Annotated in this window: 22 protein-coding genes; 8 read left to right on the top strand and 14 right to left on the bottom strand. The window is 69.4% G+C overall.

Annotated elements, in window-relative coordinates; translation table 11 throughout:
* Positions 1-3 precede the first annotated feature (3 nt).
* The 7 genes from OED01_RS14645 to OED01_RS14615 all read right to left on the bottom strand — a co-directional run bounded on the left by OED01_RS14645 (position 4) and on the right by OED01_RS14615 (position 8,528).
* The gene (locus tag OED01_RS14645; RefSeq protein ID WP_264156016.1) at positions 4-579 is read right to left on the bottom strand and encodes a GNAT family N-acetyltransferase; all 576 of its coding nucleotides are present in this window, start codon (positions 577-579) and stop codon (positions 4-6) included.
* Between the two features lie 201 nt (positions 580-780).
* The gene (locus OED01_RS14640; RefSeq protein WP_264156015.1) at positions 781-1,452 is read right to left on the bottom strand and encodes a response regulator; all 672 of its coding nucleotides are present in this window, start codon (positions 1,450-1,452) and stop codon (positions 781-783) included.
* A complete protein-coding gene (locus OED01_RS14635) occupies positions 1,449-3,992 on the bottom strand; it encodes an ATP-binding protein (protein ID WP_264156014.1) in 2,544 nt (847 codons plus the stop codon). Before OED01_RS14635 ends, OED01_RS14640 begins: the two co-directional genes overlap by 4 nt.
* Entirely contained in the window at positions 3,992-4,597 is a 606-nt protein-coding gene (kdpC, locus tag OED01_RS14630) for a potassium-transporting ATPase subunit KdpC (protein WP_264156013.1), read from the bottom strand. Before kdpC ends, OED01_RS14635 begins: the two co-directional genes overlap by 1 nt.
* 19 nt (positions 4,598-4,616) lie before the next feature.
* Positions 4,617-6,758 (bottom strand): potassium-transporting ATPase subunit KdpB, encoded by a 2,142-nt coding sequence (gene kdpB / locus OED01_RS14625; protein ID WP_264156012.1) that lies wholly within the window; start codon positions 6,756-6,758, stop codon positions 4,617-4,619.
* A 1-nt stretch (position 6,759) separates the two neighbouring features.
* Positions 6,760-8,439, bottom strand: coding sequence for a potassium-transporting ATPase subunit KdpA (kdpA, locus tag OED01_RS14620; RefSeq protein WP_264156011.1), 1,680 nt, complete (start codon positions 8,437-8,439; stop codon positions 6,760-6,762).
* Positions 8,439-8,528: a potassium-transporting ATPase subunit F gene (locus OED01_RS14615; protein WP_264156010.1), complete on the bottom strand. Its 90-nt coding sequence runs from the start codon at positions 8,526-8,528 to the stop codon at positions 8,439-8,441. The genes kdpA and OED01_RS14615 overlap by 1 nt, the downstream gene beginning before the upstream one ends.
* Positions 8,529-8,780: 252 nt before the next feature.
* Here OED01_RS14615 and OED01_RS14610 point away from each other — a divergent pair, with 252 nt between their 5' ends.
* Positions 8,781-9,854, top strand: coding sequence for a VanZ family protein (locus tag OED01_RS14610; protein WP_264156009.1), 1,074 nt, complete (start codon positions 8,781-8,783; stop codon positions 9,852-9,854).
* A gap of 54 nt (positions 9,855-9,908) precedes the next feature.
* Positions 9,909-10,604: a GTP pyrophosphokinase gene (locus OED01_RS14605; protein ID WP_264156008.1), complete on the top strand. Its 696-nt coding sequence runs from the start codon at positions 9,909-9,911 to the stop codon at positions 10,602-10,604.
* Positions 10,605-10,750: 146 nt separating this feature from the next.
* Here OED01_RS14605 and OED01_RS14600 read toward each other — a convergent pair whose 3' ends face one another.
* The gene (locus OED01_RS14600; RefSeq protein ID WP_264156007.1) at positions 10,751-11,965 is read right to left on the bottom strand and encodes an amidohydrolase; all 1,215 of its coding nucleotides are present in this window, start codon (positions 11,963-11,965) and stop codon (positions 10,751-10,753) included.
* Positions 11,966-11,987: 22 nt separating this feature from the next.
* Entirely contained in the window at positions 11,988-12,632 is a 645-nt protein-coding gene (locus OED01_RS14595) for a TetR/AcrR family transcriptional regulator (RefSeq protein WP_264156006.1), read from the bottom strand.
* Positions 12,633-12,779: 147 nt separating this feature from the next.
* Here OED01_RS14595 and OED01_RS14590 point away from each other — a divergent pair, with 147 nt between their 5' ends.
* The 6 genes from OED01_RS14590 to OED01_RS14565 all read left to right on the top strand — a co-directional run bounded on the left by OED01_RS14590 (position 12,780) and on the right by OED01_RS14565 (position 20,523).
* Positions 12,780-14,444: an ABC transporter substrate-binding protein gene (locus tag OED01_RS14590; protein ID WP_264156005.1), complete on the top strand. Its 1,665-nt coding sequence runs from the start codon at positions 12,780-12,782 to the stop codon at positions 14,442-14,444.
* Between the two features lie 70 nt (positions 14,445-14,514).
* Positions 14,515-15,339, top strand: coding sequence for an ABC transporter ATP-binding protein (locus OED01_RS14585; protein WP_264156004.1), 825 nt, complete (start codon positions 14,515-14,517; stop codon positions 15,337-15,339).
* Positions 15,336-16,139: an ABC transporter ATP-binding protein gene (locus OED01_RS14580; protein WP_264156003.1), complete on the top strand. Its 804-nt coding sequence runs from the start codon at positions 15,336-15,338 to the stop codon at positions 16,137-16,139. Before OED01_RS14585 ends, OED01_RS14580 begins: the two co-directional genes overlap by 4 nt.
* Positions 16,139-17,230 (top strand): ABC transporter permease, encoded by a 1,092-nt coding sequence (locus tag OED01_RS14575; RefSeq protein WP_264156002.1) that lies wholly within the window; start codon positions 16,139-16,141, stop codon positions 17,228-17,230. Before OED01_RS14580 ends, OED01_RS14575 begins: the two co-directional genes overlap by 1 nt.
* A gap of 3 nt (positions 17,231-17,233) precedes the next feature.
* Complete coding sequence (locus tag OED01_RS14570) at positions 17,234-18,307, top strand: ABC transporter permease (RefSeq protein WP_413231590.1); 1,074 nt, start codon at positions 17,234-17,236, stop codon at positions 18,305-18,307.
* Positions 18,304-20,523, top strand: a complete 2,220-nt coding sequence (locus OED01_RS14565; protein ID WP_264156001.1) for a glycoside hydrolase family 3 N-terminal domain-containing protein — start codon at positions 18,304-18,306, stop codon at positions 20,521-20,523. Before OED01_RS14570 ends, OED01_RS14565 begins: the two co-directional genes overlap by 4 nt.
* A gap of 18 nt (positions 20,524-20,541) precedes the next feature.
* On the opposite strand, the gene OED01_RS14560 is transcribed toward OED01_RS14565, so the two are convergent.
* From OED01_RS14560 to OED01_RS14540, 5 genes are all read right to left on the bottom strand, one after another.
* The gene (locus OED01_RS14560; protein WP_264156000.1) at positions 20,542-21,444 is read right to left on the bottom strand and encodes an NAD(P)-dependent alcohol dehydrogenase; all 903 of its coding nucleotides are present in this window, start codon (positions 21,442-21,444) and stop codon (positions 20,542-20,544) included.
* Between the two features lie 5 nt (positions 21,445-21,449).
* On the bottom strand, positions 21,450-22,094 hold the full coding sequence (locus OED01_RS14555) for a response regulator (RefSeq protein WP_264155999.1): 645 nt from the start codon (positions 22,092-22,094) through the stop codon (positions 21,450-21,452).
* On the bottom strand, positions 22,091-23,194 hold the full coding sequence (locus tag OED01_RS14550; RefSeq protein ID WP_264155998.1) for a sensor histidine kinase: 1,104 nt from the start codon (positions 23,192-23,194) through the stop codon (positions 22,091-22,093). The genes OED01_RS14555 and OED01_RS14550 overlap by 4 nt, the downstream gene beginning before the upstream one ends.
* 10 nt (positions 23,195-23,204) lie before the next feature.
* Entirely contained in the window at positions 23,205-23,870 is a 666-nt protein-coding gene (locus tag OED01_RS14545; RefSeq protein ID WP_264155997.1) for a DUF2306 domain-containing protein, read from the bottom strand.
* Between the two features lie 185 nt (positions 23,871-24,055).
* Positions 24,056-25,273 (bottom strand): metallophosphoesterase family protein, encoded by a 1,218-nt coding sequence (locus tag OED01_RS14540; RefSeq protein ID WP_264155996.1) that lies wholly within the window; start codon positions 25,271-25,273, stop codon positions 24,056-24,058.
* Between the last annotated feature and the right edge of the window lie 157 nt (positions 25,274-25,430).

Raw genomic sequence — 25,430 nt, 5'->3', positions numbered from 1 at the left:
CGGCTACGCGGTCCACTCCTCCGCGAGGAGGCCGTAGTTCATGCCGTCCATCCACTCGCCCGAACGGTGCAGTGCGGTCCTGCGGCTGAACTCCTCGCGCCGCATGCCCAGTCGCTCCATGAGCCGCCAGGACGATTCGTTGGCGGCGAAGCATCCGGCGTGAATGCGGCGCAGGCCGAGAGACCCGAAGCAGACGTCGATCACCGCGCGGATCGCCTCCGTCGCGTACCCGCGGCCGGTGAACGCGGGCGCCAGCACCCAGCCGAGCTCGGCCTCGACGCCGACCGCCTGATCCGCGACCTCCTGCTGCGCCCAGCCGTCGGAGATGCGGACCATCACGTCTCCGATGATCACCGGCTCGGCATCTCCGTGGGAAGCGGGCGAGATCACGAAGAGGGTCGAGAGCCGCTCGGGATCCTGCATCCGCTCGCGGAAGGTCTCGAGCGACCCCGGAATGCGGCCGAGCCACTGGTTCACTTCCGGGAGGGAGCGGTAGGCCCAGATCCCGTCCAGGTCGTCCGGCCTCGCACGCCGGATCTCCAGTCGAGCGGTGCGAACCGGCCAGGCGTCATCGGTCATCGCCTCAGGCTACGCGGGCCGCCGCAGTGGGTGTCGCATCTGGTCGCATCCGGCGCGCTGAAGCAATCGCGCCATCTCCAGGGCTGGACCGGCCTTACCGCGCACGAGAGGGGACGCGTTTGGTCGCCTCGCGACTGCGGATGCGGCGAATCGCGCCACCTCCCGCCATCCGCCACCGCGCAGGGGGAGCGGGGGCGGGCGTCACAGGACCAGGCGGTAGCCCATGCCCGACTCGGTGAGCAGGTGCGCGGGCGCGCTCGGCTCGTGCTCGAGCTTCTTGCGCAGCTGCGACATGTACAGCCGGAGATACCCGGAGTCGGCGACCTGTTCGCTTCCCCAGATCTCCTTCAACAGCTCCTGTCGGGTGACCAGTGCACCCGGATGCCGGGACAGATGCTCCAGCATCCGCCATTCGGTCGGAGTCAGATGCACCCGATCACCGCCTCGGGTCACGGTACGCGTCGACAGATCCACCAGGACGTCCCCGAACGAGACCATCGACTCGCCCGTGGATGATGTCGTCCGGCGGGACAGGGCGCGCAGACGCGCGAGCAGTTCATCCACCTGGAACGGCTTGGTGACGTAGTCGTCGGCGCCGGCATCCAGAGCGTCGACCTTGTCGGCGGAACCGGTGCGCCCGGAGACGACGATGATCGGCACGGTCGTCCATCCGCGCAGCGCCTGGATCACCTCGATGCCGTCCATCCTCGGCATCCCGAGGTCGAGGAGGACGATGTCGGGATGCGTCTGCGCGGCCATGGTGATCGCCGCGGCGCCATCCGGCGCGGCGACCACATCGTAGCCGTGTGCGGCCAGCGTGATGCGCAGCGCCCGCACCATCTGCGGATCGTCGTCGGCGATGAGCAGCTTCATCCGGCGGTTCCTCCTGGCTCGGGCTCCCCGTCGGCGAGGGGGAGCGAGACGACCATCGTCAGTCCGCCACCCGGGGTGTCCTCGGGGCTCAGGGTACCGCCCATCCCCTCGGTGAATCCGCGGGACAGGGCGAGCCCGAGGCCGAGCCCCGTGGAGTTGTCCGTATCGCCGAGCCGCTGGAACGGCTCGAACATCGTCCCCTGGCGTTCGTGCGAGACACCGGCGCCTCGGTCGACCACGCGGATCTCCGCGGTCCCTCCCAGTCGGCTCGTCGACACCAGCACCCGCTCGCCTTCGGGAGAGTGACGGAGCGCGTTCGCGAGCAGGTTGACCAGGACCCGCTGCAGCAGCACGGGGTCCGCGCGCAGCGGGGGAAGCGCGGGATCGAGGGCCAGCTCGACATCCGAGGGGCCGAGCGACAGCTCGTCCAGTGCGGCGAGGATGCTGCCGCCGGCGTCAACCGGCGTCGTCGACACCGCCAGCACTCCGGCCTGCACGCGGCTCACATCCAGCAGGTCGGTGACGAGCGAGGTCAGCGTCGCCAGGCTCTCGTCCGCCGTCGCGAGCAGCTCGGCCCGGTCCTCGGCCGACAGCGATCCGGCCCCGCGCAGACCGCCGATCGCGGCGACGGCAGAGGCCAGCGGGCGCCGGAGATCGTGGCTCACGGCCGACAGCAGGGCGCTGCGCACCTGGTCGGTCTCGGCCAGCGCTTCGGCTTCGCGCGCTGTCGCGCTGAGGTCGGTGTGCTCGATGGCGGCGGTGAGCTGCGCGATGATGACGTCGAGCAGGCGCCGCGACGGCGCATCCAGCGGGCCGCCGTGCAGCTCCAGTGTGGCGCGGGGCTCGCCGTTGGCGCCCGTGCCGACCGGATAGGTCGTCGATCGTCCGTCGCGCAGCGGTTCGCCGTCCCGCGCGATGACGTCTCCGTTGCCTGCCACCAGGCGCACACCGCTCAACCCGAACGCTTCGCGGGTGCGCGACACCAGGGCGAGTGCCGCGCTGTCGCCGCGCAGCACGTTGCCCGCCACCGAGGCGAGCAGCTCTGCCTCGGCGGTGGCGCGATTCGCATCACGGGCGCGACGGGCCGCCTGGTCCACGATGATGCTCACCAGGATCGCGATCGTGACGTACAGCAGCAGGGCGACCGCGTGCAGCGGATGCGCGATCGTCACGGTGTACAGCGGCGCGACGAACAGGACATCGAGCGTGATCCCGGACAGCACTGCGGCGAAGACCGCGGGACGGATGCCGCCGATCAGGGCGACGATCACGACGAGCAGCTGATACGCGAGCACCTCGGACGTGATCGATTCGGGACTGCGCAGCGAGAACAGCAGCCACGACAGCAGCGGCCCGCCGATCAGCGCCACGGCGAAGCCGAGCACCTGGCGACGCCAGCCCAGCGCGCCTCCGGTGATCCGGGGGAGTGCGGTCCGTCCACCCGCCGCGGCGTGCGTGACGATGTGCACATCGATGTCGCCGGAGCGGCGGATGACCTCGGTCCCGACGCTCGGACCGGTCAGCGCGGCGGCCAGTCGTCCTCGACGACTGACCCCGATGACGAGCTGGGTGGCGTCCACCGTGTGGGCGAACTCCACCAGCGCCTCGGGGACGTCGTCGGAGACGATCTGGTGATAGCTCCCGCCCAGCGACTCCACCAGCGTCCGCTGGGCCGCGAGAGCGCCGGGCAGCTCGCGACGGAGCCCGTCCTGTGCGGAGACATGCACGGCGAGCAGTTCGCCACCGGCCGACCGCGCGGCGATCCGGGCGCCGCGCCGCAGGAGCGTCTCGCCCTCCGCTCCGCCCGTGAGTGCCACGACGACCCGTTCGCGGGCCTGCCAGCTGCCCTCGATCCCCTGCTCGGCGCGGTAAGTGCGCAGGGCGCTGTCCACCTCATCCGCGAGCCACAGCAGCGCCAGCTCGCGCAGCGCGGTGAGGTTGCCGAGGCGGAAGTAGTTCGACAGCGCCGCATCGATCCGCTCCGCGGGGTACACCAGGCCGGCCGACAGGCGGTCGCGCAGGGTCTGCGGGGCGAGGTCGACGACCTCGATCTCGTCGGCACCGCGCACCACCGCATCCGGGATCGTCTCCTGTTGAGCGACCCCGGTGATCTTCTCGACGACGGCGTTGAGCGATTCGATGTGCTGCACGTTGACGGTCGTGATGACGTCGATGCCGGCATCCAGCAGCTCGTCCACGTCCTGCCAGCGCTTCGGATTGCGCGACCCTGGCGCGTTCGTATGCGCGAGCTCGTCGACCAGCGCGATCTGCGGCGCCCGGGCGAGCACGGCGGCCGCATCCATCTCGGTGAGCTCGACGCCGCGATGCTGCTCGACGCGACGCGGGACCAGCGGCAGCCCGGCCGCCTGAGCGGCGGTGGCGCTGCGGCCGTGGGTCTCGACGACCGCGATGACCACGTCGAGCCCGTCCTCGCGCAGGCGATTGCCCTCCGAGAGCATCTCGAAGGTCTTGCCCACACCGGGGGCCGCCCCGAGGAGGACTCGGAGGCGGCCCCGGCGCGACGTGCGCTCTCCGGTCATCACCCCTCCTGCCGATCGAGTGCGAGATTCAGCTCCACGACGTTGGCGCGCTCCTCGCCGAGGAATCCCAGGTCCCGCCCTTGAATCCTAGACTCCACGACGTCACGGACCACGGCCTCGTCGAGCCCCCGCTCCTGTGCGACCCGCGGTACCTGCAGCAGCGCGTATGCCGCGCTGATGTGGGGGTCGAGGCCCGAACCGGACGCCGTCACGGCGTCGGCGGGTACGGCGTCCACCGATACGCCCTCGCGCTCCGCGATGGCCGCCCGTCGCTCCTCGATCGCGGCGACGAGGTCGGGGTTCTCCGGCCCGAGGTTGCTCCCCGTGGACCCGCGGCCGTCGTACCCGGCGGCGGATGGGCGGGACTGGAAGTACTGCGGCAGCGCCTCGCCGTCGGCATTCGTAAAGGACTGGCCGATCAGCGCACTGCCGACGACGGCGCCCTTCTCGTCCGTGACGGGGGATCCGTTCGCCTGCCATGGCAGGGCGAGCTGGCCGATTGCGGTGATCACGAGGGTGTAGCCGACGCCCAGGACGAGGGTGAAGACGAGCATCGCGCGGATCGCGACGCCGACGGTGCGCACTGCGGTGCGGGACTGGGACATGGGGATGCCTTCCTGGGTTTCAGAAGCCGGGCAGCAGGCTGACGACGAGGTCGATGAGTTTGATGCCGATGAACGGGGCGACCACGCCGCCCAGGCCGTACACGAGCAGGTTGCGCTGCAGGATCTGCGCGGCGCCGGCCGGTCGGTACGCGACACCCCGCAGCGCGAGCGGGATGAGGAAGACGATCACGATCGCGTTGAAGACGATCGCGCTCGTCACAGCGGATGCCGGGGAGTGCAGCTGCATGATGTTCAGCGCTGCGAGCCCGGGGAAGACGCCCATGAACATCGCCGGGATGATCGCGAAGTACTTCGCGATGTCGTTGGCGAGGGAGAACGTCGTCAGGGCGCCGCGCGTGATGAGCAGCTGTTTGCCGATCCGGACGATGTCGATGAGCTTGGTCGGGTCCGAGTCGAGGTCGACCATGTTGCCGGCCTCCTTCGCGGCCGACGTGCCCGTGTTCATCGCGACCCCGACGTCGGCCTGCGCGAGCGCGGGCGCGTCGTTCGTGCCGTCTCCGGTCATCGCGACGAGCCGTCCGCCCTCCTGCTCGCGGCGGATCAGGGCGAGTTTGTCCTCCGGCGTCGCCTCCGCGAGGAAGTCGTCGACGCCGGCCTCCTTCGCGATCGCGGCGGCGGTGAGCGGGTTGTCGCCCGTGATCATCACGGTGCGGATGCCCATCGAGCGCAGCTCGTCGAACCGTTCGCGCAAACCCGTCTTGACGATGTCCTTGAGATGCACGACGCCGAGCACGCGCCCGGCGCCCTCTGCGTCCTTCACCGCCACGACCAGCGGCGTGCCGCCGCTGCCGGCGACGGCATCCGTGGTGCGGGTGAGCTCGGCATCCGCATCCGCGCGTCCGAGCCAGGCGCTCACGGCCGAGCCGGCGCCCTTGCGGATCTGTGTTCCGTCCGCGAGGTCCAGTCCGCTCATCCTGGTCTGCGCCGTGAACGGCACGACGACTCCGTCCGCAGGCGCATCGACGCGGATGCCGTCGGCGGCCGCGAGGTCGACGATCGATGCGCCCTCAGGGGTGGGGTCGGCGAGCGACGAGAGCGCCGCGGTGCGGAGCAGGTCGGCGGCGTCGACTCCCGCAAGTGGCAGAACCTCATCGGCGCGGCGGTTGCCATATGTGATGGTGCCGGTCTTGTCCAGAAGCAGCGTCGTGACGTCGCCCGCCGCCTCCACGGCGCGCCCGGACATCGCCAGCACGTTGCGCTGAACGAGGCGGTCCATGCCCGCGATGCCGATCGCCGACAGCAGCGCGCCGATGGTCGTCGGGATCAGGCACACCAGCAGGGCGATGAGCACGGGGATGCTGACCGGGGACGCCGCGTAGGAGGCGATCGGGTTCAGCGTCAGCACGGCGACGACGAAGACGATCGACAGGCTCGCCAGCAGGATGTTGAGCGCGATCTCGTTCGGCGTGCGCTGCCGGTTCGCGCCCTCGACGAGGGCGATCATGCGGTCGACGAAGGTCTCTCCCGGCTTCGAGGTGATGCGCACCACGATCCGGTCGGAGAGCACGCGCGTGCCGCCGGTGACGGCGCTGCGGTCGCCGCCGGACTCGCGGATGACCGGTGCGCTCTCGCCCGTGATCGCTGACTCGTCGACGGTGGCGATGCCGGCGATGATGTCGCCGTCGCCGGGAATCAGCTCACCGGCCTCGACGACGACCACATCGTCGCGCTGCAGTTCCGCCGACGCGACGTCGGCGGCCCGGGCACGGACGGCCGCGGCATCCGTCTTCGCGTCGTAGTCGACCACCCGACGGGCCAGCGTGCTGGTCCTCGTCCTGCGCAGAGTCGCGGCTTGGGCCTTGCCGCGGCCCTCGGCGACGGATTCCGCGACGTTCGCGAACAGCACCGTCAGCCACAGCCATGCCGCGATGCCCCACGTGAAGCCGGGCGGGATCGCAGTCCCGCCCGATTCGGCGGCGTCGGCCAGGAAGGGCTCGGCGATCGCGAGCACGGTCGTGAACGCGGCGCCGACCCAGACCAGCAGCATGACGGGGTTTCTGGTCAGCGAGGCGGGGTTCAGTCTGCGCACCGCTCCGGGGAGCGCCTGGACGAGCTGACGCCCGTCGAACGCGCGACGTGGGGCGGACGGTTCGGATGCCGCGGCATCCGGTTTCTCGGGGGCGGAGGTGAGCAGAGCCATGTCAGACGAGTCCTTCGGCGAGGGGGCCCAGGGTGAGGACCGGGAAGTAGGTGAGGGCGGTGATGACGACAGCGACGACCGTGAGCAGGCCGACGAACTGCGGTCGGTGGGTGGGCAGCGTGCCGGTGGTCGCCGGGATGCGCTCCTGCGCGGCGAGCGAGCCGGCCAGCGCGAGCACGAGCACGATCGGCAGGAACCGCCCGAGCAGCATCGCGATGCCGAGTGCGGTGTTGAACCACGGCGTGTTCGCGGTGAGACCCGCGAAGGCGGAGCCGTTGTTGTTCGCGGCCGACGTGAAGGCGTAGAGCACCTCGCTCATGCCGTGCACGCCCGGATTCAGGATGCTTGTCCCGGCGACGTCGTCCCGGATGCCGGGGATCGCGAAGCTCAGCGCCGTGCCGCCCAGCACCAGGATCGGCGTGACCAGGATGTAGAGGCTGGCGAGCTTGATCTCACGTGGCCCGATGCGCTTGCCGAGGTACTCCGGGGTGCGGCCGACGAGCAGGCCGCCGACGAACACCGCGATGACGGCCAGCACGAGCATGCCGTACAGGCCGGACCCTACGCCGCCCGGGGCGACCTCGCCGAGCATCATGTTGAGCATCGGCATCATGCCGCCGAGCGCGGTGTACGAGTCGTGCATCGAGTTCACCGCACCCGTCGAGGTCAGCGTGGAGGCACTTCCGAACAGGGTCGACCCGAGGATGCCGAAGCGCTGCTCCTTGCCCTCCATCGCGGCCCCAGCGAGTTCGGGAGCGCTGCCTCGCCCTGCGAGTTCGAGCGCGGAGAGCGCGAAGGTCGACACCAGGAAGATCACGCCCATGACCGCGGCGATCGCGTACCCCTGGCGGTCGTCGCCGACCATGCGCCCGAACGCCCGGGGCAGGGAGAACGGGATGGCGAGAATCAGGACGATCTCGAGCAGGTTCGTCCAGGCTGTCGGGTTCTCGAACGGGTGCGCGGAGTTGGCATTGAAGAAGCCGCCGCCGTTGGTCCCGAGGAGCTTGATGGCCTCCTGCGACGCGACGGGGCCGCCGGGAATCGCCTGCGCACCGCCCGAGAGGGAGGTCACGTCGGTGAATCCGGCGAAGTTCTGCACCACGCCGCCGGCGATCAGGGCCAGGGCGCCGATCGCGGCGATCGGGAGCAGGATGCGCCCCAGGCCACGGGTGAGGTCGACCCAGAAGTTCCCGATCGTCGTCGATCCGCGGCGCGCGAAGCCGCGGATGAGGGCGACGGCGACGGCGAGACCGACCGCGGCGGAGACGAAGTTCTGCACGGTGAGACCGGCGAGCTGGACCGTGTAGCCCATGGTCTGCTCCGGCGAGTAGGACTGCCAGTTGGTGTTCGCGACGAAGGACGCCGCGGTGTTGAAGGCCAGACCCTCCGGGACGGCGGGCAGCCCGAGCGACTGCGGAAGGAGCGCCTGTACCCGCTGCAGCGCGTAGACGAGGAGGAGCCCGGTGACGGAGAAGACCAGAACGCCCCTGGCGTAGGCCCGCCAGGTCTGCTCGGAATCCGGATCGACGCCGATCGCACGGTAGGCCCATCCCTCGACGCGCAGATGCCGCGGGGATGCGTAGGTCCTGGCGATGTAGTCGCCCAGCGGGCGGTACAGCACCACGAGCACGGCGATGAGCGTCGCGGCCTGCAGCAGGCCGAGCCAGATCGTGGCGGCCATCAGAAGCGCTCCGGGAGGACGAGGGCGATGACGAGGTACACGACGGCCGCCAGGGCGAGGCCCACGGCCGCGATCTCGAAGACGATCATCCCCTTCTCCTCTCCACCCATCGCTTCCCGCTGGGCGGAGCCTCGGGAGTGGGGCCCCGCCTCTCCACCCCCTTCGCCACGAAGGAGATGACGGCGAACAGCGCGAGTGTCAACGCGAGATAGAGAAGATCGAGCACGAGGGAGATACAACTCCGGTGCGGGGTCGTCGTGTTCGGTCCTCACGGATTCCCTACGCGTTCGCGTCGTACCCATGCACGATGCTCACGAAGCGGCTGCAATACACTTCGATCCGTGGGGGATCAGGTCTGGCTCGCGTTCATCGCCATCGCGATCGGCGTGGGGTTCGGCATCCTGCTGTTCGTCCCCTTCGTCGCGATCAGCTACCGACGTCGAGGGCGGTTGACGCTCGGCCGCACGCTGCTCTGGCTGGCCGCGCTCGTCTACTTCTGGGCGATCTGGACCTACACGCTGCTGCCGCTGCCCGATCCCGAGACGATCCGCTGCGTCGGCGCCATCACCGATCCGATGGCGGTCGTCCGAGACATCCAGAAGGCCGTCGCCGCCCCGGGGAACACGTTGACGCAGCCGGCGCTGCTGCAGCTCGTCTTCAACGTGATGCTGTTCGTTCCCCTCGGTGCGTTCCTGCGGATCCTCGGTGGCCGCGGCATCCTGGCGGCGCTGCTCGTCGGCCTCGGGCTCTCGCTGCTGATCGAGACCACCCAGCTGACCGGCGTCTGGGGGCTGTACCCGTGCGCGTACCGCTTCTTCGACGTCGGTGACCTGATGACGAACGCGCTCGGTGCGGTCATCGGGTCGGCACTCGCGCTCGTCGTGCCCCGATCGATGCGCGGCATGGCGGCGAAACCGGATGCTGCGCTGCCGCGACCCGTGACGCGTGGGCGTCGCGCCGTCGCGATGCTGTGCGACGCGCTCGGCTTCGGCTTCGTCGTCACCGGCACCAGCGTCGTCACCCAGGTCTGGTTGCAGTACGTCGTCCAGGATCGGCAGGCTGTGCTCGACGGTCGGATCGCCGAGCTCGTCAGCCTGACGGCGGCATCCGGACTCTGGCTCGTCGTGATCCTCGCCACCGGCCGATCGGTCGGCGATCTCGCCGTGCAGCTGCGCTATCGAGGAGCGCGGATGCCCGTCCCGCTCGCCCGTGCTCTGCGCTGGGCGGGTGGCATCGGCGGGATCGGTGCTCTGCAACTTCTGGGCGGAGTGTTCGACGCGCTGTCGTCCTGGCTCATGCTGCTCGCCGTCGTGCTGCTGTTCACGACCCGGCGCGGCCGAGGACTGCCGGGACTGCTGTCGGGTCAGGAGCTCACCGACGCCCGGGCGGATGCCACGTCATCGGACATCCCGTGATGCTGAGGGCGAACGCACAGCCCATTCCGATCACGAACCCGTAACGTCGATCGCATGACGACCGTTGACGTCTCCGAGGATTCGATACGCCAGACCAAGGAGCTCCGTGACGAGTTCCAGCGCTTCCTGCGCGAGTACGAGTTCGGCATGCGAGAGGTCGAGACGAAGATCTCGATCCTTCGGGACGAGTTCACCCACGACCACGCGTACAACCCGATCGAGCACGTCAAGAGCCGCTTGAAGTCGCCGGACAGCATCGTCGAGAAGATCGCCCGCAAGGGCATAGCCGAGCCGGATTTCGAACGCATCCGCACCGAGATCACCGATATCGCCGGCGTGCGCGTGACGTGCAGCTTCGTCGCCGACGTGTACCTGCTGTTCGATCTGCTCACCGCGCAGGACGACGTGACGGTCCGCGTCGTCAAGGACTACATCGCGAACCCGAAGCCCAACGGCTACAAGAGTCTGCACGCGATCCTCGAGGTGCCGGTGTTCCTGTCCACCGGTGCGCTGTCCGTCCCCGTCGAGGTGCAGTTCCGCACGATCGCCATGGATTTCTGGGCGAGCCTGGAGCACAAGATCTACTACAAGTTCTCGAACCAGGTGCCGTCGCATCTGGTGAGCAGCCTGTCGGATGCCGCGGACGCGGCCGCCGAGCTCGACGTCCGCATGGAGCGGCTGCACCGCGAAGCGCACGGATCGCCGAACCGTCAGCTCGCCCCCGCGCCGCCGCGCATCGTCCAGGTCTGAATGGGGTGGCGCCGGATACGGTCTGTCGGCATCGGCGTCCACAACTCCTCATGGATCGCCACCCGTCGACGGCTCACCCGCGTGATTGCGCGGTCACGGTGCGTCACCGACCGCGATTCTGAGGAGTTGTGAACGCTGGCTGTGCCTCAGTCCAGGAACTCCCTGGCCGCCGTCGCCAGCGCCGTCACGCCGACCTCGATGGTCGGGTGGATCTCCGGCGCGTACAGCGGAGAGTGGTTCGTCGGGATGTCGTGCGAGACCGTGTCGTTCGCCGTCGCCGCGGCGAACGTCGCCGGGTCGACTCCGCCCCAGAACCAGAACACCAGGGGGACGCCGGCATCCCTCGCGAACCACGAGACGTCCTCGCTGCCGGTGATCATGCCCGGATCCATCACCGAGGTCTCGCCCAGCTCGCGCTGGAACGCCGCGGTCACGCGAGCGACGGCATCCGCGTCATTGATCGTCGGCGGCAGCGTGTGATCGGTGCGGATCTCGGGCTCCTGCTCGGCGCCGGAAGCCAGCGCCTCGGCCCGCACGATCCGCTCGACGCTCGCGAGGACGGCGGCGCGTGATGCGTCGTCCGGGTAGCGCAGGCTGAGTTCGAGCTTGGCCTCGGTCGGGATGATGTTGTTCTTGAGCCCGGCGTGGATCGAGCCGACCGTGACGACCGCGACGCCCTGAGGGTCGGTCTCGCGGGACGCGATGGTCTGCAGGCGCATGACGGTCGCCGCCGCCATCACGACGGGATCGATCGTGGTGTGCGGGCGGGAGCCGTGCCCGCCGCGGCCGTGCAGGGTCACGGTCAGACCGTCGGATGCCGCCATCTGCGTGCCGCTTCGGACGCCGATGATGCCGGCGGGCAGCGGGGTGACGTGCTGGCCGAGCACGATGTCGGGGCGGGGGTAGCGATCCAGGATCCCGGCATCCAGCATGGCCCGTGCGCCGGCGCCGTACTCCTCGGCCGGCTGGATCAGCACCACGACCGTGCCGGACCACTCGTCGCGGGTGGCGACCAGCTGCTCGACCGCTCCGATCATCGCCGTGACATGCATGTCGTGACCGCACGCGTGCATGACCGGCACCGTCGTCCCCGACGGGTCGACGCCGGTCGCCGTGCTCGCATACGGCAGGCCGGTCTGCTCTTCGACCGGCAGGGCGTCCATATCGGCGCGCAGCCACACGGTGGGTCCATCGCCGTTCGCGAGAAGCCCGACGACACCGGTGATCCCGACGCCCTCCTCCACCTCGAGGCCGAGGTCGCGCAGGTGCTGCGCGGCGATCCCGGCCGTGCGCGTCTCCTGGAAGGACAGCTCCGGATGCCGGTGCAGATCGAGGTACAGCGCCTCGAGGTCGATGGTCATGCCCTCACCCTAGCCGCGTCGCTCAGCGCGCGGCATAGGTCGACAGTTCGGGGCCGGGGCGTACCACGGCGTTGACGATCGCGCGGATCGCGAACTCACTCGCCTCGCCGAGCGCCACGACGTCCGGATGCAGCAGCCACTGCAGCTGCAGCCCGTCCATGACCGCCAGAATCGATGCGGATGCCGCGGACACCGTCTCGGTGTCCGTCACGCCCTCCTGAGCACACAGATCGGCGAAGGCGTCCGATACGTCTTTGCGCAGCACGGTGTAGCGGTGCTCGAAGTACTCGCGCCCCGGGTGTTCGTCGGTGACGGATTCCGCGGACAGCACCGTGTACGCCTGCACGATGCCCGGGCGTTTCTCGTTCTCGAACGCCGTCTTGACCAGGTGCATGAACAACTCGGGTCCATGCGGGATGCGCTTGGACTCGAGATCCTCGACGTCGGCCTGATCGCGGTATGCGAGCACCTCCAGCAGCAGCTTCTGCTTCGACCCGAAGTGGTGCAGCACCCCCGCGTGGGTGATGCCGACCTGCTCGGCGACGTCGGCGAGCGTGCCGTTCGTCGAGCCCTTGTTGCCGAAGATCTCCACCGCCGCCTTGAGGATCTGCTCGCGCTTCGCGCGCGTTGCGGGGCGGGTGCGCACGGCATCCTCGCTATTGACCACGATCGCTCTTTCCGTTGCGGTTCTGTGACTTGCCATCGAACTTACCAATGAGTAACCTCACATCAGCTTACTTTCTCGCCAGTAAGTTTGAAATCCCTGCCGCCCATGCGGTGGTCCCCGCACACAGACCGTGCCCAAGGAGAAGCAATGAAGCTCAGAAAGTCCCTCATCGCCGCGTTCGCCGTCGCGACGCTCGGTGCGACGGTGCTCGCCGGATGCGCGTCCGGCGGTGGCACCGGAGACGACGCCGGCGGCGACCAGCCCGCCCTCACGATCGCGAAGCCGGACGGCGCGATCACCACCGAGTCCCACAATCCGTACCTGGGCGACTCGTCCGCGTCGAAGTACGGTTACGCCAAGGTCATCTTCGAGCCCCTCGCGCTTGTGAACCCCACCGGCGACCTGGGCACCACGCCGTGGCTCGCTGAATCGGTCGAGTGGAACGAGGACTACACCGAGCTCACGGTCGTACCACGCGCCGACGTCACCTGGAGCGACGGCGAGCCCTTCACGGGCGACGACATCGTCTTCACGTTCGACCAGTTCCTGAGCGGCAAGCTCACCGACTCTTCCGGGCTGAAGTACGAGGGCGCCACGGTCGACGGCGACAGGATCACCCTGAAGTTCGCCGATTCGAAGTTCACCTCGCAGGCGCGCGTCCTTCATACCCCGATCGTGCCCAAGCACATCTGGGAGAACATCGAAGACCCCAACACCGACCCGCTCACCGAGGATGGCCTCGCGGTCGGCACCGGCCCGTACACGCTGTCGAGCTGGACCACCGAGTCCGTCACCCTCGCGGCGAACGAGGACTACTGGGGCGGCGAGCTGGCCGTGCCCGAGCTGCACTACGTCTCCTATGGCGACAACGCGGCCCTCACCACGGCACTCGCCTCCGGCGACGCCGACTGGGCGCAGGCGTTCATCCCGCAGATCGAGGAGAGCTACCTCTCCGTCGACGAGGACAACCAGTTCCTCGTCTCGCCGACGGCCGGCGCCGGCACGCTGTTCTTCAACCTGCAGACCAAGCCGTTCAACGACCCGGCGCTGCGCGAGGCTCTGGCGTGGACGATCGACCGTGATGCCTACGTCGACATCGCGCGTGAAGGCGCCAGCGACCCGATCTGGAATGTGACCGGCCTCGGCACGCTCCTCGAGGACGAGATCCTCCCGGAGTACAAGGACCAGAACTACTCGATCGACGTCGACAAGGCCAAGCAGGTCCTCACGGGGGCCGGCTACACCTGGAAGGACGACAAGCTCATCGATCCCGATGGCGAGCCCGTCTCGTTCTCGATCTCCGTCCCCGCCGGGTGGAGCGACTGGAACACCGAGCAGGCGCTCCTGGCCGAGGAGCTCGACGAGGCGCTCGGCATCGAGGTCAAGGTCGACCAGCCCGACTGGGGCGGGTGGGACGCGGCCCGTCAGGAAGGCACCTTCCAGGCGATCATCCACTGGCTCGAGGACACCGGGAACGTTTACGGCCTGTACACCTCGACCATGGACCCGAAGTGGATCGTCGACGACAAGGCGCAGTTCAACTTCGGCCGCTTCGAGGACCCGGGGGTGACCGAGGCGCTGAACACCTACGCCAACGCCGCCTCCGAGGAGGACCGCGCTGCGGCATCCGCTGTGCTGCAGAAGTCCTTCGCCGAGAACGTGCCGGCGATCCCGCTGGGAGCGCACCCGCTGCTGGGCGAGTTCAACACCCGCAACTACGTCGGCTGGCCGAGCGAGGAGGACCAGTACGCGTCCGGTGACCCGACGCAGCCGGCCGTCGTGCAGGTGCTGACGAAGCTGACCGCCAAGTAATCCCTGTCCGCTCGTCGGGCGGGGCCCTCGTGGACCCCGCCCGACGAGCGAGTGGCGGAAAGGACTCCCCATGCCAGACCCTCTGCTGACCGTGCACGACTTTTCGGTCGTCTACGACGTCGACCCTCCCGTCGCAGCGGTGAAGAATGTGACCCTCGAACTCCAGCGCGGCGAGATCCTCGGCCTCGCCGGTGAATCCGGTTGCGGCAAGACGACGCTCGCCTACGGCGTCCAGCGCCTGCTCAAGGCGCCGGCCGTGATCACGAGCGGATCCGTCACCTTCCACGACGCCGGGGGTGAGGACATCGACGTCGGATCGCTGGATGCCGAGCAGATGCGCCGCTTCCGGTGGGACAAGATCTCCATGGTGTTCCAGGGGGCGATGAACGCTCTGAACCCCGTCGCGACGATCGGCTCGCAGCTGTCCGACGTGTTCGAGGTGCACCGCCCCGGTATGAACCGTCGGCAGCGTGAAGCCGCCGTCAAGGAGCTGCTCGAGATCGTCAAGGTGGGCGCGCAGCGCATGCGCTCCTATCCGCACGAACTGTCCGGCGGCATGCGTCAGCGCGTCATGATCGCGATGGCGCTCGCCCTGCGTCCCCAGCTGATGGTGATGGACGAGCCGACCACCGCGCTGGACGTCCTCGTGCAGCGCGAGATCCTCCGCCAGATCTCGCAGCTGCGGGCCGAGTTCGGGTTCTCGGTCATCTTCATCACCCACGATCTTCCGCTGCTGTTGGAGATCAGCGACCGCATCGCGATCATGCGCGAGGGGCAGATCGTCGAGCTGGATACCGCGGAGCGGATCTGGAACGCTCCTCAGGACGAGTACACCCGGACGCTGCTGTCCTCGTTCCCGCGTCTCACCGGAGAGAAGGGGGTGGTCGTCCGATGAGCGTGCTCGAGGTGCGCCACGTCACCAAGACCTACAACGTCCGCGGTGCCGGGCAGCTCACGGCGCTCGACGACGTGAACTTCGTCCTGCGGTCAGGGCAGACCATCGGACTCGTCGGCCAGTCGGGCAGCGGCAAGTCGACCATCGCGAAGATCCTCACGCAGCTCGAGACGCCGACCAGCGGCGAGGTGCTGCTCGACGGGCAGCCCATTCCGCGCCGAGGACGGGGTCTGCGGACCTATCGGCAGCAGCTGCGGATGGTCTTCCAGGACCCGTTCGCCTCGCTGAACCCCTACCACTCGATCCGCTACCACCTCGCCCGCCCCCTGCAGTTGGACCGCGTCGTCCCGAAGGCAGAGACCGAAGCCGAGGTGCGCCGGCTCCTCGAGCGCGTCCGGCTGATTCCGGATGCCGTGATCGACCGCCGTCCGCACGAGCTTTCCGGCGGTCAGCGTCAGCGCGTCGCGATCGCGCGCGCACTGGCCTCCCGTCCCTCGATCCTCGTCGCAGACGAGCCGGTGTCGATGCTCGACGTCTCCATCCGCCTCGGCGTGCTGAACCTGCTCGCCGACCTCCAGCGCGAAGAGGGACTCGGCGTGCTCTACATCACGCACGATCTCGCCACGGCTCGTCACTTCAGCGACGAGATCATGGTGCTCAACCAGGGACGCATCATCGAGCACGGGCCGGCCGACGACGTCATCCTCCGGCCGCAGGACCCCTACACGCAGGAGCTGCGTGCCGCCTCGCCCGATCCCGAACGACACTTCGCGTCGACGTCCGCACTCGGAGGTGCCTGATGACCGCCGTCGAACCCCAGCTCCGTGCCGCCGAGGATCCGCCCGCCGTCGATGCCGTGGAGGTCGGCACGACCGCGACGAAGGTCGTCGCCGGTCGTTCCCGCATCCCGTGGCGCTTCCTCGGCGGACGCGCCGCGTTCTACCTCTTCACGCTGTGGGCGGCACTGACCATCAACTTCTTCCTGCCCCGCATGATGAAGGGCGATGCGGTCAGTCAGTACCTCGCCCGCAACCGCAACGTCTCGCCCGAGGCCGCAGACGCGTTGCGCTCGCTGCTGGGCCTCGACACCGACAAGTCGTTGTGGCAGCAGTACATCGACTACTGGGTCCTGCTGTTCCAGGGCGATCTCGGCGTCTCGCTGCTGCACGGGCTCCGTCCCGTCACCGAGGTCGTCGCGCAGGCGCTGCCGTGGACGGTGGGGCTGGTCGGCTTCGCGACGATCGTCTCGTTCGCGATCGGGACGATCGGCGGTGCGATCATCGGATGGCGTCGGGGGAGCCGGCTGGACGGGCTCATCCCGATCACGACCTTCCTCAGCACGATCCCCTACTTCTGGCTCGGCCTGCTCGCCATCGCGGTCTTCTCGGTCAACCTCGGCTGGTTCCCGATCGGGAAGGCCTACGGCGTCGGGATGGTCCCGGGCTGGGACGTCGAGTTCGTCGGCCAGGTGATCCACCACGGCACGCTCCCGGCCGCGACCATCATCATCGCCTCGCTCGGAGGGTGGATGCTCGGCATGCGCAACATGATGTTGACCGTCCTCGACGAGGACTACATCACGGTCGCGCAGGCGAAGGGCATGCCGAACCAGCGTGTGCTGTGGCGGTACGCCGCACGCAACGCGGTGCTGCCGCAGATCCAGAGCTTCGCGCTGTCGATCGGCTTCATCGTCGGCGGCACGATCGTGATGGAGATGGTCTTCAGCTATCCAGGGGTCGGCAAGCTGCTCCTGGATGCCACCAACGCCAAGGACTACGCCCTCATGCAGGGAGTATTCCTCGTGATCACCCTCTCGGTGCTCGTCGCGAACATCCTCGCGGATATCGCGTACGCATTCCTCGACCCGCGTACACGCCAGACGGAGGCCTGAACCATGACCCCCACGGTGAAAGACACCGACGACCTCCGCGCGCAGACCGGCGCCGGCAGCCCGGAGACGTTCCTCATCCGCACGAGCGGCGGAGGCGACGGCGCCACGAAGCAGAGCCTGTGGACGAAGACCGTCGCGGCCTTCGCCATGTTCCGCAACGGCAAGTCCCTCACGGGGCTGGGCATCCTGGCGTTCTTCGTCCTGATCGCGGTCTTCGCTGACCTCCTGGCACCCTACTCGCCGACGCAGGTCGACAACTCCGCCCGGCTCCAGGCGCCGTCCGCCGCGCACTGGCTCGGCACCACCCACATCGGCGAGGACGTGCTCAGCCAGGTCATCCACGGCACGCGCGGCGTCATCGTCGTCGGGTTCCTCGCCGCGCTGATCGCGACCGTGATCGCGATCATCGTCGGGGTCATCGCCGGCTACCTGACGGGGTGGAAGAGCGAGGCGCTGTCGGCATTGACCAACGTGTTCCTCGTGATCCCCGGCCTCCCGCTGATCATCATCGTCGCCTCCATGTTCGAGGAGCCGCCGCTCGTGCTGATCGCCGCCGTGCTGGGACTCACGGGCTGGGCATGGGGCGCCCGCGTCCTGCGGGCGCAGACCATGTCGCTGCGCAACCGCGACTTCGTCCAGGCGGCCAGGGCGAACGGCGAACCGCTGCGGCGCATCATCACCGTCGAGATGCTCCCGAACCTCATGGCGCTGATCGCGGCGAGCTTCGTGGGCACCGTGACCGCGGCCATCCTGGGCCTGACGACCCTGTCGTACATCGGCGTGATCCCCGTGACCACGTACAACTGGGGAACGATTCTGAACTGGGCATCGGCGCAGGGCGCGTTCGGCCAGAACCAGTGGTGGTGGTACCTGCCCCCAGGGCTGTGCATCGCGGCCATCGGCGTCGCGCTTTCGCTGATCAACTTCGGCATCGACGAATACGTCAACCCTCGGCTGCGGTCGGCCGGCGAGCGCGCCCGCGCCATGAAGAAGAAGGGGCTGGACGTCAACGACGCCGTCACCGTCGTCCGCACCGACACGAAGCCTTCCGACACGAACACGAACATCGAGAAATGACGCTGCAGACTCAGACCCTTCCCTACCTCGATCCGTCCCTCACCGTCGCCGAACGCGTCGCCGACCTCCTCGGGCGCATGACGCTCGAGGAGAAGGTCGGGCAGATGCTGCAGCTGGACGCCCGTGACGACCTGGACGACCACATCCTGCGCCGCCGCGTCGGATCGATCCTGCACACGTCGCCGGAGCGCATCATCCGGGCACGCGAACTGACTCTCGAGACCCGCCTCGGCATCCCGCTGCTGGTGGGGGAGGACTGCATCCACGGGCATTCGTTCTGGCCCGGCGCCACGATCTATCCGACGCAGCTCGGCATGGCGGCGTCCTGGGACGCGGAGCTCGTCGAGAGGGTCGCCCGCGCGACGGCCGTCGAAGTCGCCGCGACCGGCATCCACTGGACGTTCTCGCCCGTGCTCTGCATCGCGCGCGATCTGCGCTGGGGGCGGGTGAACGAGACGTTCGGGGAGGACCCCTTCCTGATCGGAGAACTCGCCAGCGCGATGGTGCGCGGGTACCAGGGCGCAGGGCTCGACGATCCGACCGCGATCCTCGCGACCGCGAAGCACTTCGCGGGGTACTCCGAGACGCAGGGCGGCCGGGACGCCTCCGAGGCCGACATCTCGCCGCGCAAGCTGCGCAGCTGGTTCCTGCCGCCGTTCGAGCGCGTCGCCCGAGAGGGATGCCGCACGTTCATGCTCGGATATCAGAGCACGGACGGTGTGCCGATCACGGTGAACGAATGGCTGCTCAGCGATGTGCTGCGCGGCGAGTGGGGGTACACCGGAACGCTCATCACCGACTGGGACAACGTCGGACGCATGATCTGGGAGCAGCGCATCCAGCCCGACTACACGCACGCCGCGGCCGCCGCGGTGAGGGCGGGCAACGACATGGTGATGAACACCCCCGACTTCTTCGAGGGGGCTCTGGATGCCGTGGCGAAGGGACTCCTGACGGAGGACGCCTTCGATGCCGCGGTCGCCCGCATCCTCACCCTGAAGTTCGAGCTCGGACTGTTCGAGAACCCGCGTCTGCCCGACGGTGACTCGGCCGCTGTCGTCGGGAACGCCGCGCACGCCGAGCTCAATCTCGAGATCGCCCGGCGCTCGCTCGTGCTGCTCGAGAACGACGGCACCCTGCCCCTGCCGGCATCGGCGCCGCTGCGCGTCGCGGTCGTCGGTCCCCTCGCGGACGACGCGCAGACCCAGCTCGGCGACTGGGCGGGCGGCTCGGGACAGGCGGGGTGGCTCGACGAGCAGCCGCGCGAGATGATCACGACGGTGCTCGACGGCCTGCGCGCCGTCGATGGCTGGTCCGTGAGCGCCGTGTCGGGCGCCGACATCATCACGTACGAGAACGGGGCCGCGGCGCTCAACCCCGTGCCCTGGGACCGGGCGTTCGTCCCCGCAGCGCCCGATCCGGAGCGGATCGCCGATGCGGCCGCACTCGCCGCCGACTCCGATGTCGTCGTCGCGGTCGTGGGCGACTGCATCGAACTGCACGGCGAGGGCCGATCGACGGCGACGCTCGAGCTCGTCGGCGCGCAGATCGCCCTGCTCGACGCGGTGATCGCGACAGGCACGCCGGTGATCGTCGTGCTGCTCGCGTCGAAGCCGCTCGTGCTTCCGGCATCCGTGTCGCAGGCGGCAGCCGTGATCTGGGCGGCGAATCCGGGGATGCAGGGCGGCCGTGCGCTCGCCGAGCTGATCACCGGAGCGATGGAGCCGTCGGGGCGTCTGCCGATCTCGTTCGCGCGGCACGCGGGTCAGCAGCCGACGTACTACAACCAGATCCGCGGCCAGCACGGCGATCGCTACGCCGACCTGACGCAGGCACCGGCGTGGGCGTTCGGCGACGGACTCTCGTACACGACCGTCGAGTACTCGGAGTTGACCGCCTCGGTGGTCGGCGACGTCGTGGCCGCCGAGGTGACCGTGGCCAACACCGGTGAGCGGCCCGTGCGCGAGACCGTGCAGGTGTACGTGCGCGACGAGGTCACGTCGGTCAGCTGGGCCGACCGCGAACTGAAGGCCTACCGCCAGGTCGATCTCGCGCCGGGGGAGTCTGCCCGCGTGCGCATCGAGGTGCCGGTCGCGGACTGCACGATCGTGGATGCGAAGGGCAACCGGATCGTCGAGGCCGGCGAGTTCAGCCTGCTCGCGGGGCCCTCGTCCCGTGTGGAGACGCTGCTGGCGGCATCCTTCGTCCTGCCCTGAGCCCGGCGGGGGCGCTCGTCACACCGTGAGGACGACATGGCCGCGCTTGCGCCCGGTCTCGACATATCGGTGCGCCTCGGCGACGTCCTCCAGCGTCAGGACGCGGTCGATGACCGGGCGCAGCGCACCCCGGCCGGCGAGGTCGGCGACGTGCTTCAGATCATCGTTCGTGATGCGCGCCAGGCCGGCGTTGCGCACGTGCACCCCGCCGGGTCGCAGCACCGCTCGGCACGCGCGCGGAGACGACTGCATCACCGCGTCGTACACGACATCGAAGCGCGAGCCGAGACGGGTGAAGTCCTCGGTCGCGTAGTCGACCACGGCATCGGCGCCGAGTCTGGCGACCAGGTCGTGGTTGCGCGCACTGCAGACGGCGGTGACCTCAGCGCCGAGATGCTTCGCGAGCTGGATCGCGTACGTCCCCAGGCTCCCCGACGCGCCGTTGACGAGGATGCGTTGGCCGGCGCCCAGGCCCGCCTTCTGCAGATTCTTCAGAGCGGTCAGGGCTCCCGTCGGGAGCGCCGCCGCCTCCTCGAAGCTCAACGAGGCGGGTTTGCGCACCACCGAGCCGTGCTTCTGCGGGTCTGCACCCCCGGCGGGCAGGCAGCGGAACTCGGCGTTGCCGCCCAGGCCGAACCCGCAGAACGCCAGTACCTCGTCGCCGGGTGCGAATGCCGAGACGCCGGGACCCACGGCATCCACGGTGCCGGCCAGTTCCAGTCCGAGGATCAGACCGCGCCGCGGTCGCAGGAGGCCGAAGGCCAGGCGCGCCGCGAACGGGTCGGCCCGTCGGATGCGCGCATCGCCGACGTGGGCGGTCGCCGCGACCGTGCGGATGCGGACCTCGCCGTCGCGCGGCTCGGGGACCGGCATGTCGCGGACGGTGAGGACTTCAGGGGAGCCGTAGGCGCTCCAGGTCACCGCCCTCATTCCCGCGCCCGTCCGGTGTCGTAGGCCCACATCGCCGCCTCGACTCGGTTGCGCACACCGAGTTTCAGCAGGATCGCGCCGATGTGCGCCTTCACGGTTCCCATCGAGACGAACAGGCGCTCGCCGATCTCGGCGTTCGTGAGCCCGGCGCTCAGCAGTGCGAGCACCTCCTCCTCGCGCGAGGTGAGCGGTTCGGCCGGTGCCGTCGTGGGACGTCGAGCCGCGAAGGCGGACAGCAGCCTCGTGGTCACGCGCGGCGACACGAGGGAGTCGCCGGCGGCGGCCGCGCGGATGGCCTCGCCGATGAGCGCACCACCGGCATCCTTCAGCAGGAAGCCCTTCGCGCCGGCGCGAAGCGCGCCGTGGACGTACTCGTCCAGGTCGAAGGTCGTGATGATCACGACCGCGATCGGGTCGTCCACGCCTGGACCGGCCAGCCGCTCGGTGACCTGGATTCCGTCCAGGCCGGGCATCCGGATGTCCACGAGCGCCACATCGGGCCGCAACCGCCTGGCCGCGTGCACGGCGCTCGTGCCGTCAACCGCTTCACCCACGACGGAGATGTCCGGAAGAGTCTCGAGCAGCAGCCGCAGGCCCGTCCGGACGGACTCCTGATCGTCGGCGATCAGCACGCGGATCATGGTGTGCCCCCGGGGATCCGTGCACGCAGCATCCAGCCGCCGTCGCTGCCAGGGCCGGCGTCCATTCGACCGCCGAGGAGCGCGACCCGTTCGGCCATCCCGCGCAGTCCGTAGCCGTCCCCCTTCGCCGCGGGCGTGCGGCCGTCATCGCGCACCGTCAACACGACGTCGTCGGCCTCCGTGCGCATGTCGACGTCGATCCGGCCGACGTCCACCGCGTGCCGCCGCGCATTGGTCACCGCCTCCTGCGCGACGCGGTACAGCGTGAGCGCGACGAGCTGAGGGGGCGCGGGCGCCACGTCGATGCGCACGGTGACCGGTGGCGGGCCGTCCGTCGCGAGTGCGGCGACGTCGTCGAGTCCACGGGTGGGCGAGTACTCCGCCGGTTCGCGCAGCGTGCGGACGATCGCGCGCATCTCGCCGAGCGCCGCACTCGCCTCGCGCTCGATCACCCCCAGCGACTCCGAGACTTCGGCGGAGTGCGGCCCTCGCGCACTCGCCGCCTGCGCACGGATCGCGATCGCCGAGACATGATGGGCGACCGTGTCGTGCAGATCGCGGGCCAGCGCCGTGCGCTCCTGCACGCGGGCCATTGCGACCTCGCGTTCCAGAGAGGCGGCGCGCTCCCGGCGCAGCGCGCCGATCAGGCACGCGGTGCCGACGAACAGGATGCCGACGACGGCGCCGATGAGGCGATCCGCCGTCGAGCCGGTCGCGAGGGCGGCCGAGACGAGTACGCCGATGGCGAGGGCGATCGATCCGACGCTGCGCTCGAGACGTGTTCCCCAGCGCAGGAGCGAGTAGGGCACGAGCAGCAGCGCGAACATCGAGGCCAGACCGGACTGCGGGACGCCGGCCAGCGCCTGCGCGATCGCAAGGCCCGTCGTGACGACGGACATGGCCAGCGTCAGGATCAGGGGATGGCGGCGCCGCCACGGAAGCCCGGCCAGCAGGACGACCGTGACGCCGACGGTCGCCCAGGGCCAGGGGAGGTCGCGTCGCAGCATCCCCTCGGCGACGGCCAGTGCGATGAGCGCGACCGCGAGCACCGCATCCCGTCGGCGAGGTGCCCGCGGATCGACGCCGCTGAAGGTGTGCACGCCACGCATGCTACGCGACCCCGTGGCGGCGACGTCCGCGACGGATGATCATCTCGGCGACGACGACGTTGATCAGCCATCCGGCATCCATCTGCACCAGCCGCCAGAACTCGTCCGGCGGGCCGAACAGCGCGACGAACGGGGCGGTCGTGAGCACCTGCGTTCCCGCGCCCATGGCCAGGGCGTAGGCGCGGATCATCCAGCCACGGTGAGAGGGGATGTCACGGCGCAGCACCGCCCGGACACCGAGCACGAGGAACAGCAGCATGAGGATGCCGACGACGTAGCGGGAGAGTTGCAGCCCGAGACCGTCGATGGGCGGCACGTCGTAGAACGCCGCCATCCACAGCCCGCTCAGGGCGACCGCGGCTCCGGCCGGCACGAGCAGACAGCGTCCGGCGAAACGATGCCACCCGATGTGCCGCGAACGCAGGCCGGGGAGGAACTGGAACGCGCCGATCCCGGAGTACACGAGCGCTCCGACGATGTGCACGACGACGGGCAGCGGCATCTCCATGAACCGGGCGTTCGCCTCGGTCGCCGGCGCCCCGGCGGCGATCTCGCCGACGCGGAAGGCACCGGCGACGGAAGGGATGAGAGTGAGCGCGAGCAGGCCGGCGGCGATGGACGCGTCTCGGCTGAGGACGCGTGGCGGGCGGGTGGCGGGAGTGGTCATGCCCTCAGCGTCGCGGTCGGGCGGAGGCGCCGGCATCGGCCGATCGGCCAGAACCGGGCGGTGACGGCGTCCGGGGCCGAATCCCGGACGCCTCCCCGGCGTGCCGAATCCCGGATGCAGCGAGCATGAGCACAGGCATCCGGGATCCGGCCCCGGTCACGCGCCGGCGGCGCGCGTCATGCGGATCAGACCTGCTCCTGACGAGGGGCGAGCGGCAGGGGTTCCATGGGCTGGTCGTTCGCGGTCAGATCGATGCCGAGATCGCGCGCGTAGACGCACCGGGTCGCGATGGTGACGTCATCCCCCGACTCGGTGAGCTCGAACACGCGGCCACCGCGCATCCGGTTGCGCTGGGTGCCGGAGAGGCCGTAGGCGCCGAAGCCGGTGCCCGGCGCGTATCCGAGCATGACGCCGTAGTAGTCGCCGACGTAGTCGTTGATGTGGTCGTGACCCACGAACACGCCCTTGACGTCGCCGCGCTCGAGGATCGCGTTGTACATGCCGGAGTTGAACGGACCGGGGCACTCGTCCTCGTTGCGCTCGCCGACGATGCCGTGGCGGGCCTTGCCCCTGGCCGCATCGGCCGCGGTACGCGTGTCCACGCCTCCCCACCACATGAAACGGTGCTCCCACAGCGCGATGTGCAGGAACATGAGCCCCGGCACCTTGCGACCGCGGTGCTTCTCGAGACGCTGCGACTGCTCGCGGTACCACGCGACCTGATCCATGCGCAGCCAGTCCCAGGTCGGGTAGCCGGCGAAGTCCTGACCGTTGATCGCACCCGGGGCGTAGCGTCCGGAGTCCATCAGCCACAGCGTGAACGCGTCGCGGTTCTTCTTCGCCGTCGAGCCGATCGACACGATCGTGTTGCTGGTCCCGGTCACGCCCTCGATGTTCTCGGCGTTCATGTTGTACTCGTACGAGCGGTACATCGCCAGCATCCCCGCCTCGTCGACGCCCGATGCGGAGAACGAGTCCTCGTCGTGATTGCCGTAGGTGACGGCCCACGGGATCCCGCGGGACTCCATCGGCCATACGACGTTGTTGATCGCCTGCTTGACGGCCAGCCGCGTCTCGCATCCGCCGGTGATCACGTCGCCGTTGATGACCACGAAGTCGGGCTTCTCCTGATCGAGCACCTTCTCCATCAGCTCGACCGTCCGACGGTCGGTGCGCTCGTCGTCCTGCGTGTCGTTGAACTGGACCACCTTGAACGTCCCGTCCGCACGGAACCGCAGCTTCGGAGCCGTCGGCCTCGGGCTGCCGGATGGGGATGCCGAGGCACCGGACAGCGGGCTCGCGGCGGCCGCAGCGCCGGCACCGAGCGGCAGGGCGGCGCTGAGGGCGCCGACCGCACCAGCGGTGAGGACGGTTCGCCGGCTGATCGGCAGTCGTTCGGGCATTCGAGATCTCCTTGTCTTCGGGCGGATTTCGCCGGGGGGAGACTAGGAGTGCCAGATGGCCTCCGGCTGACGCACGGGTGAACGGATGCCGCGGATACGGACCCTCGGGTCGCGTTAGGGTTTCCTGGTGGGTGGTCTGCCCGCGGTCGCTGTCATA

The sequence above is a fragment of the Microbacterium sp. M28 genome (assembly GCF_025836995.1).
Lineage (GTDB): Bacteria > Actinomycetota > Actinomycetes > Actinomycetales > Microbacteriaceae > Microbacterium.
The sequence above is the reverse complement of the archived record's forward strand: the minus strand, read 5'-3'. Positions and strand labels throughout refer to the sequence as shown.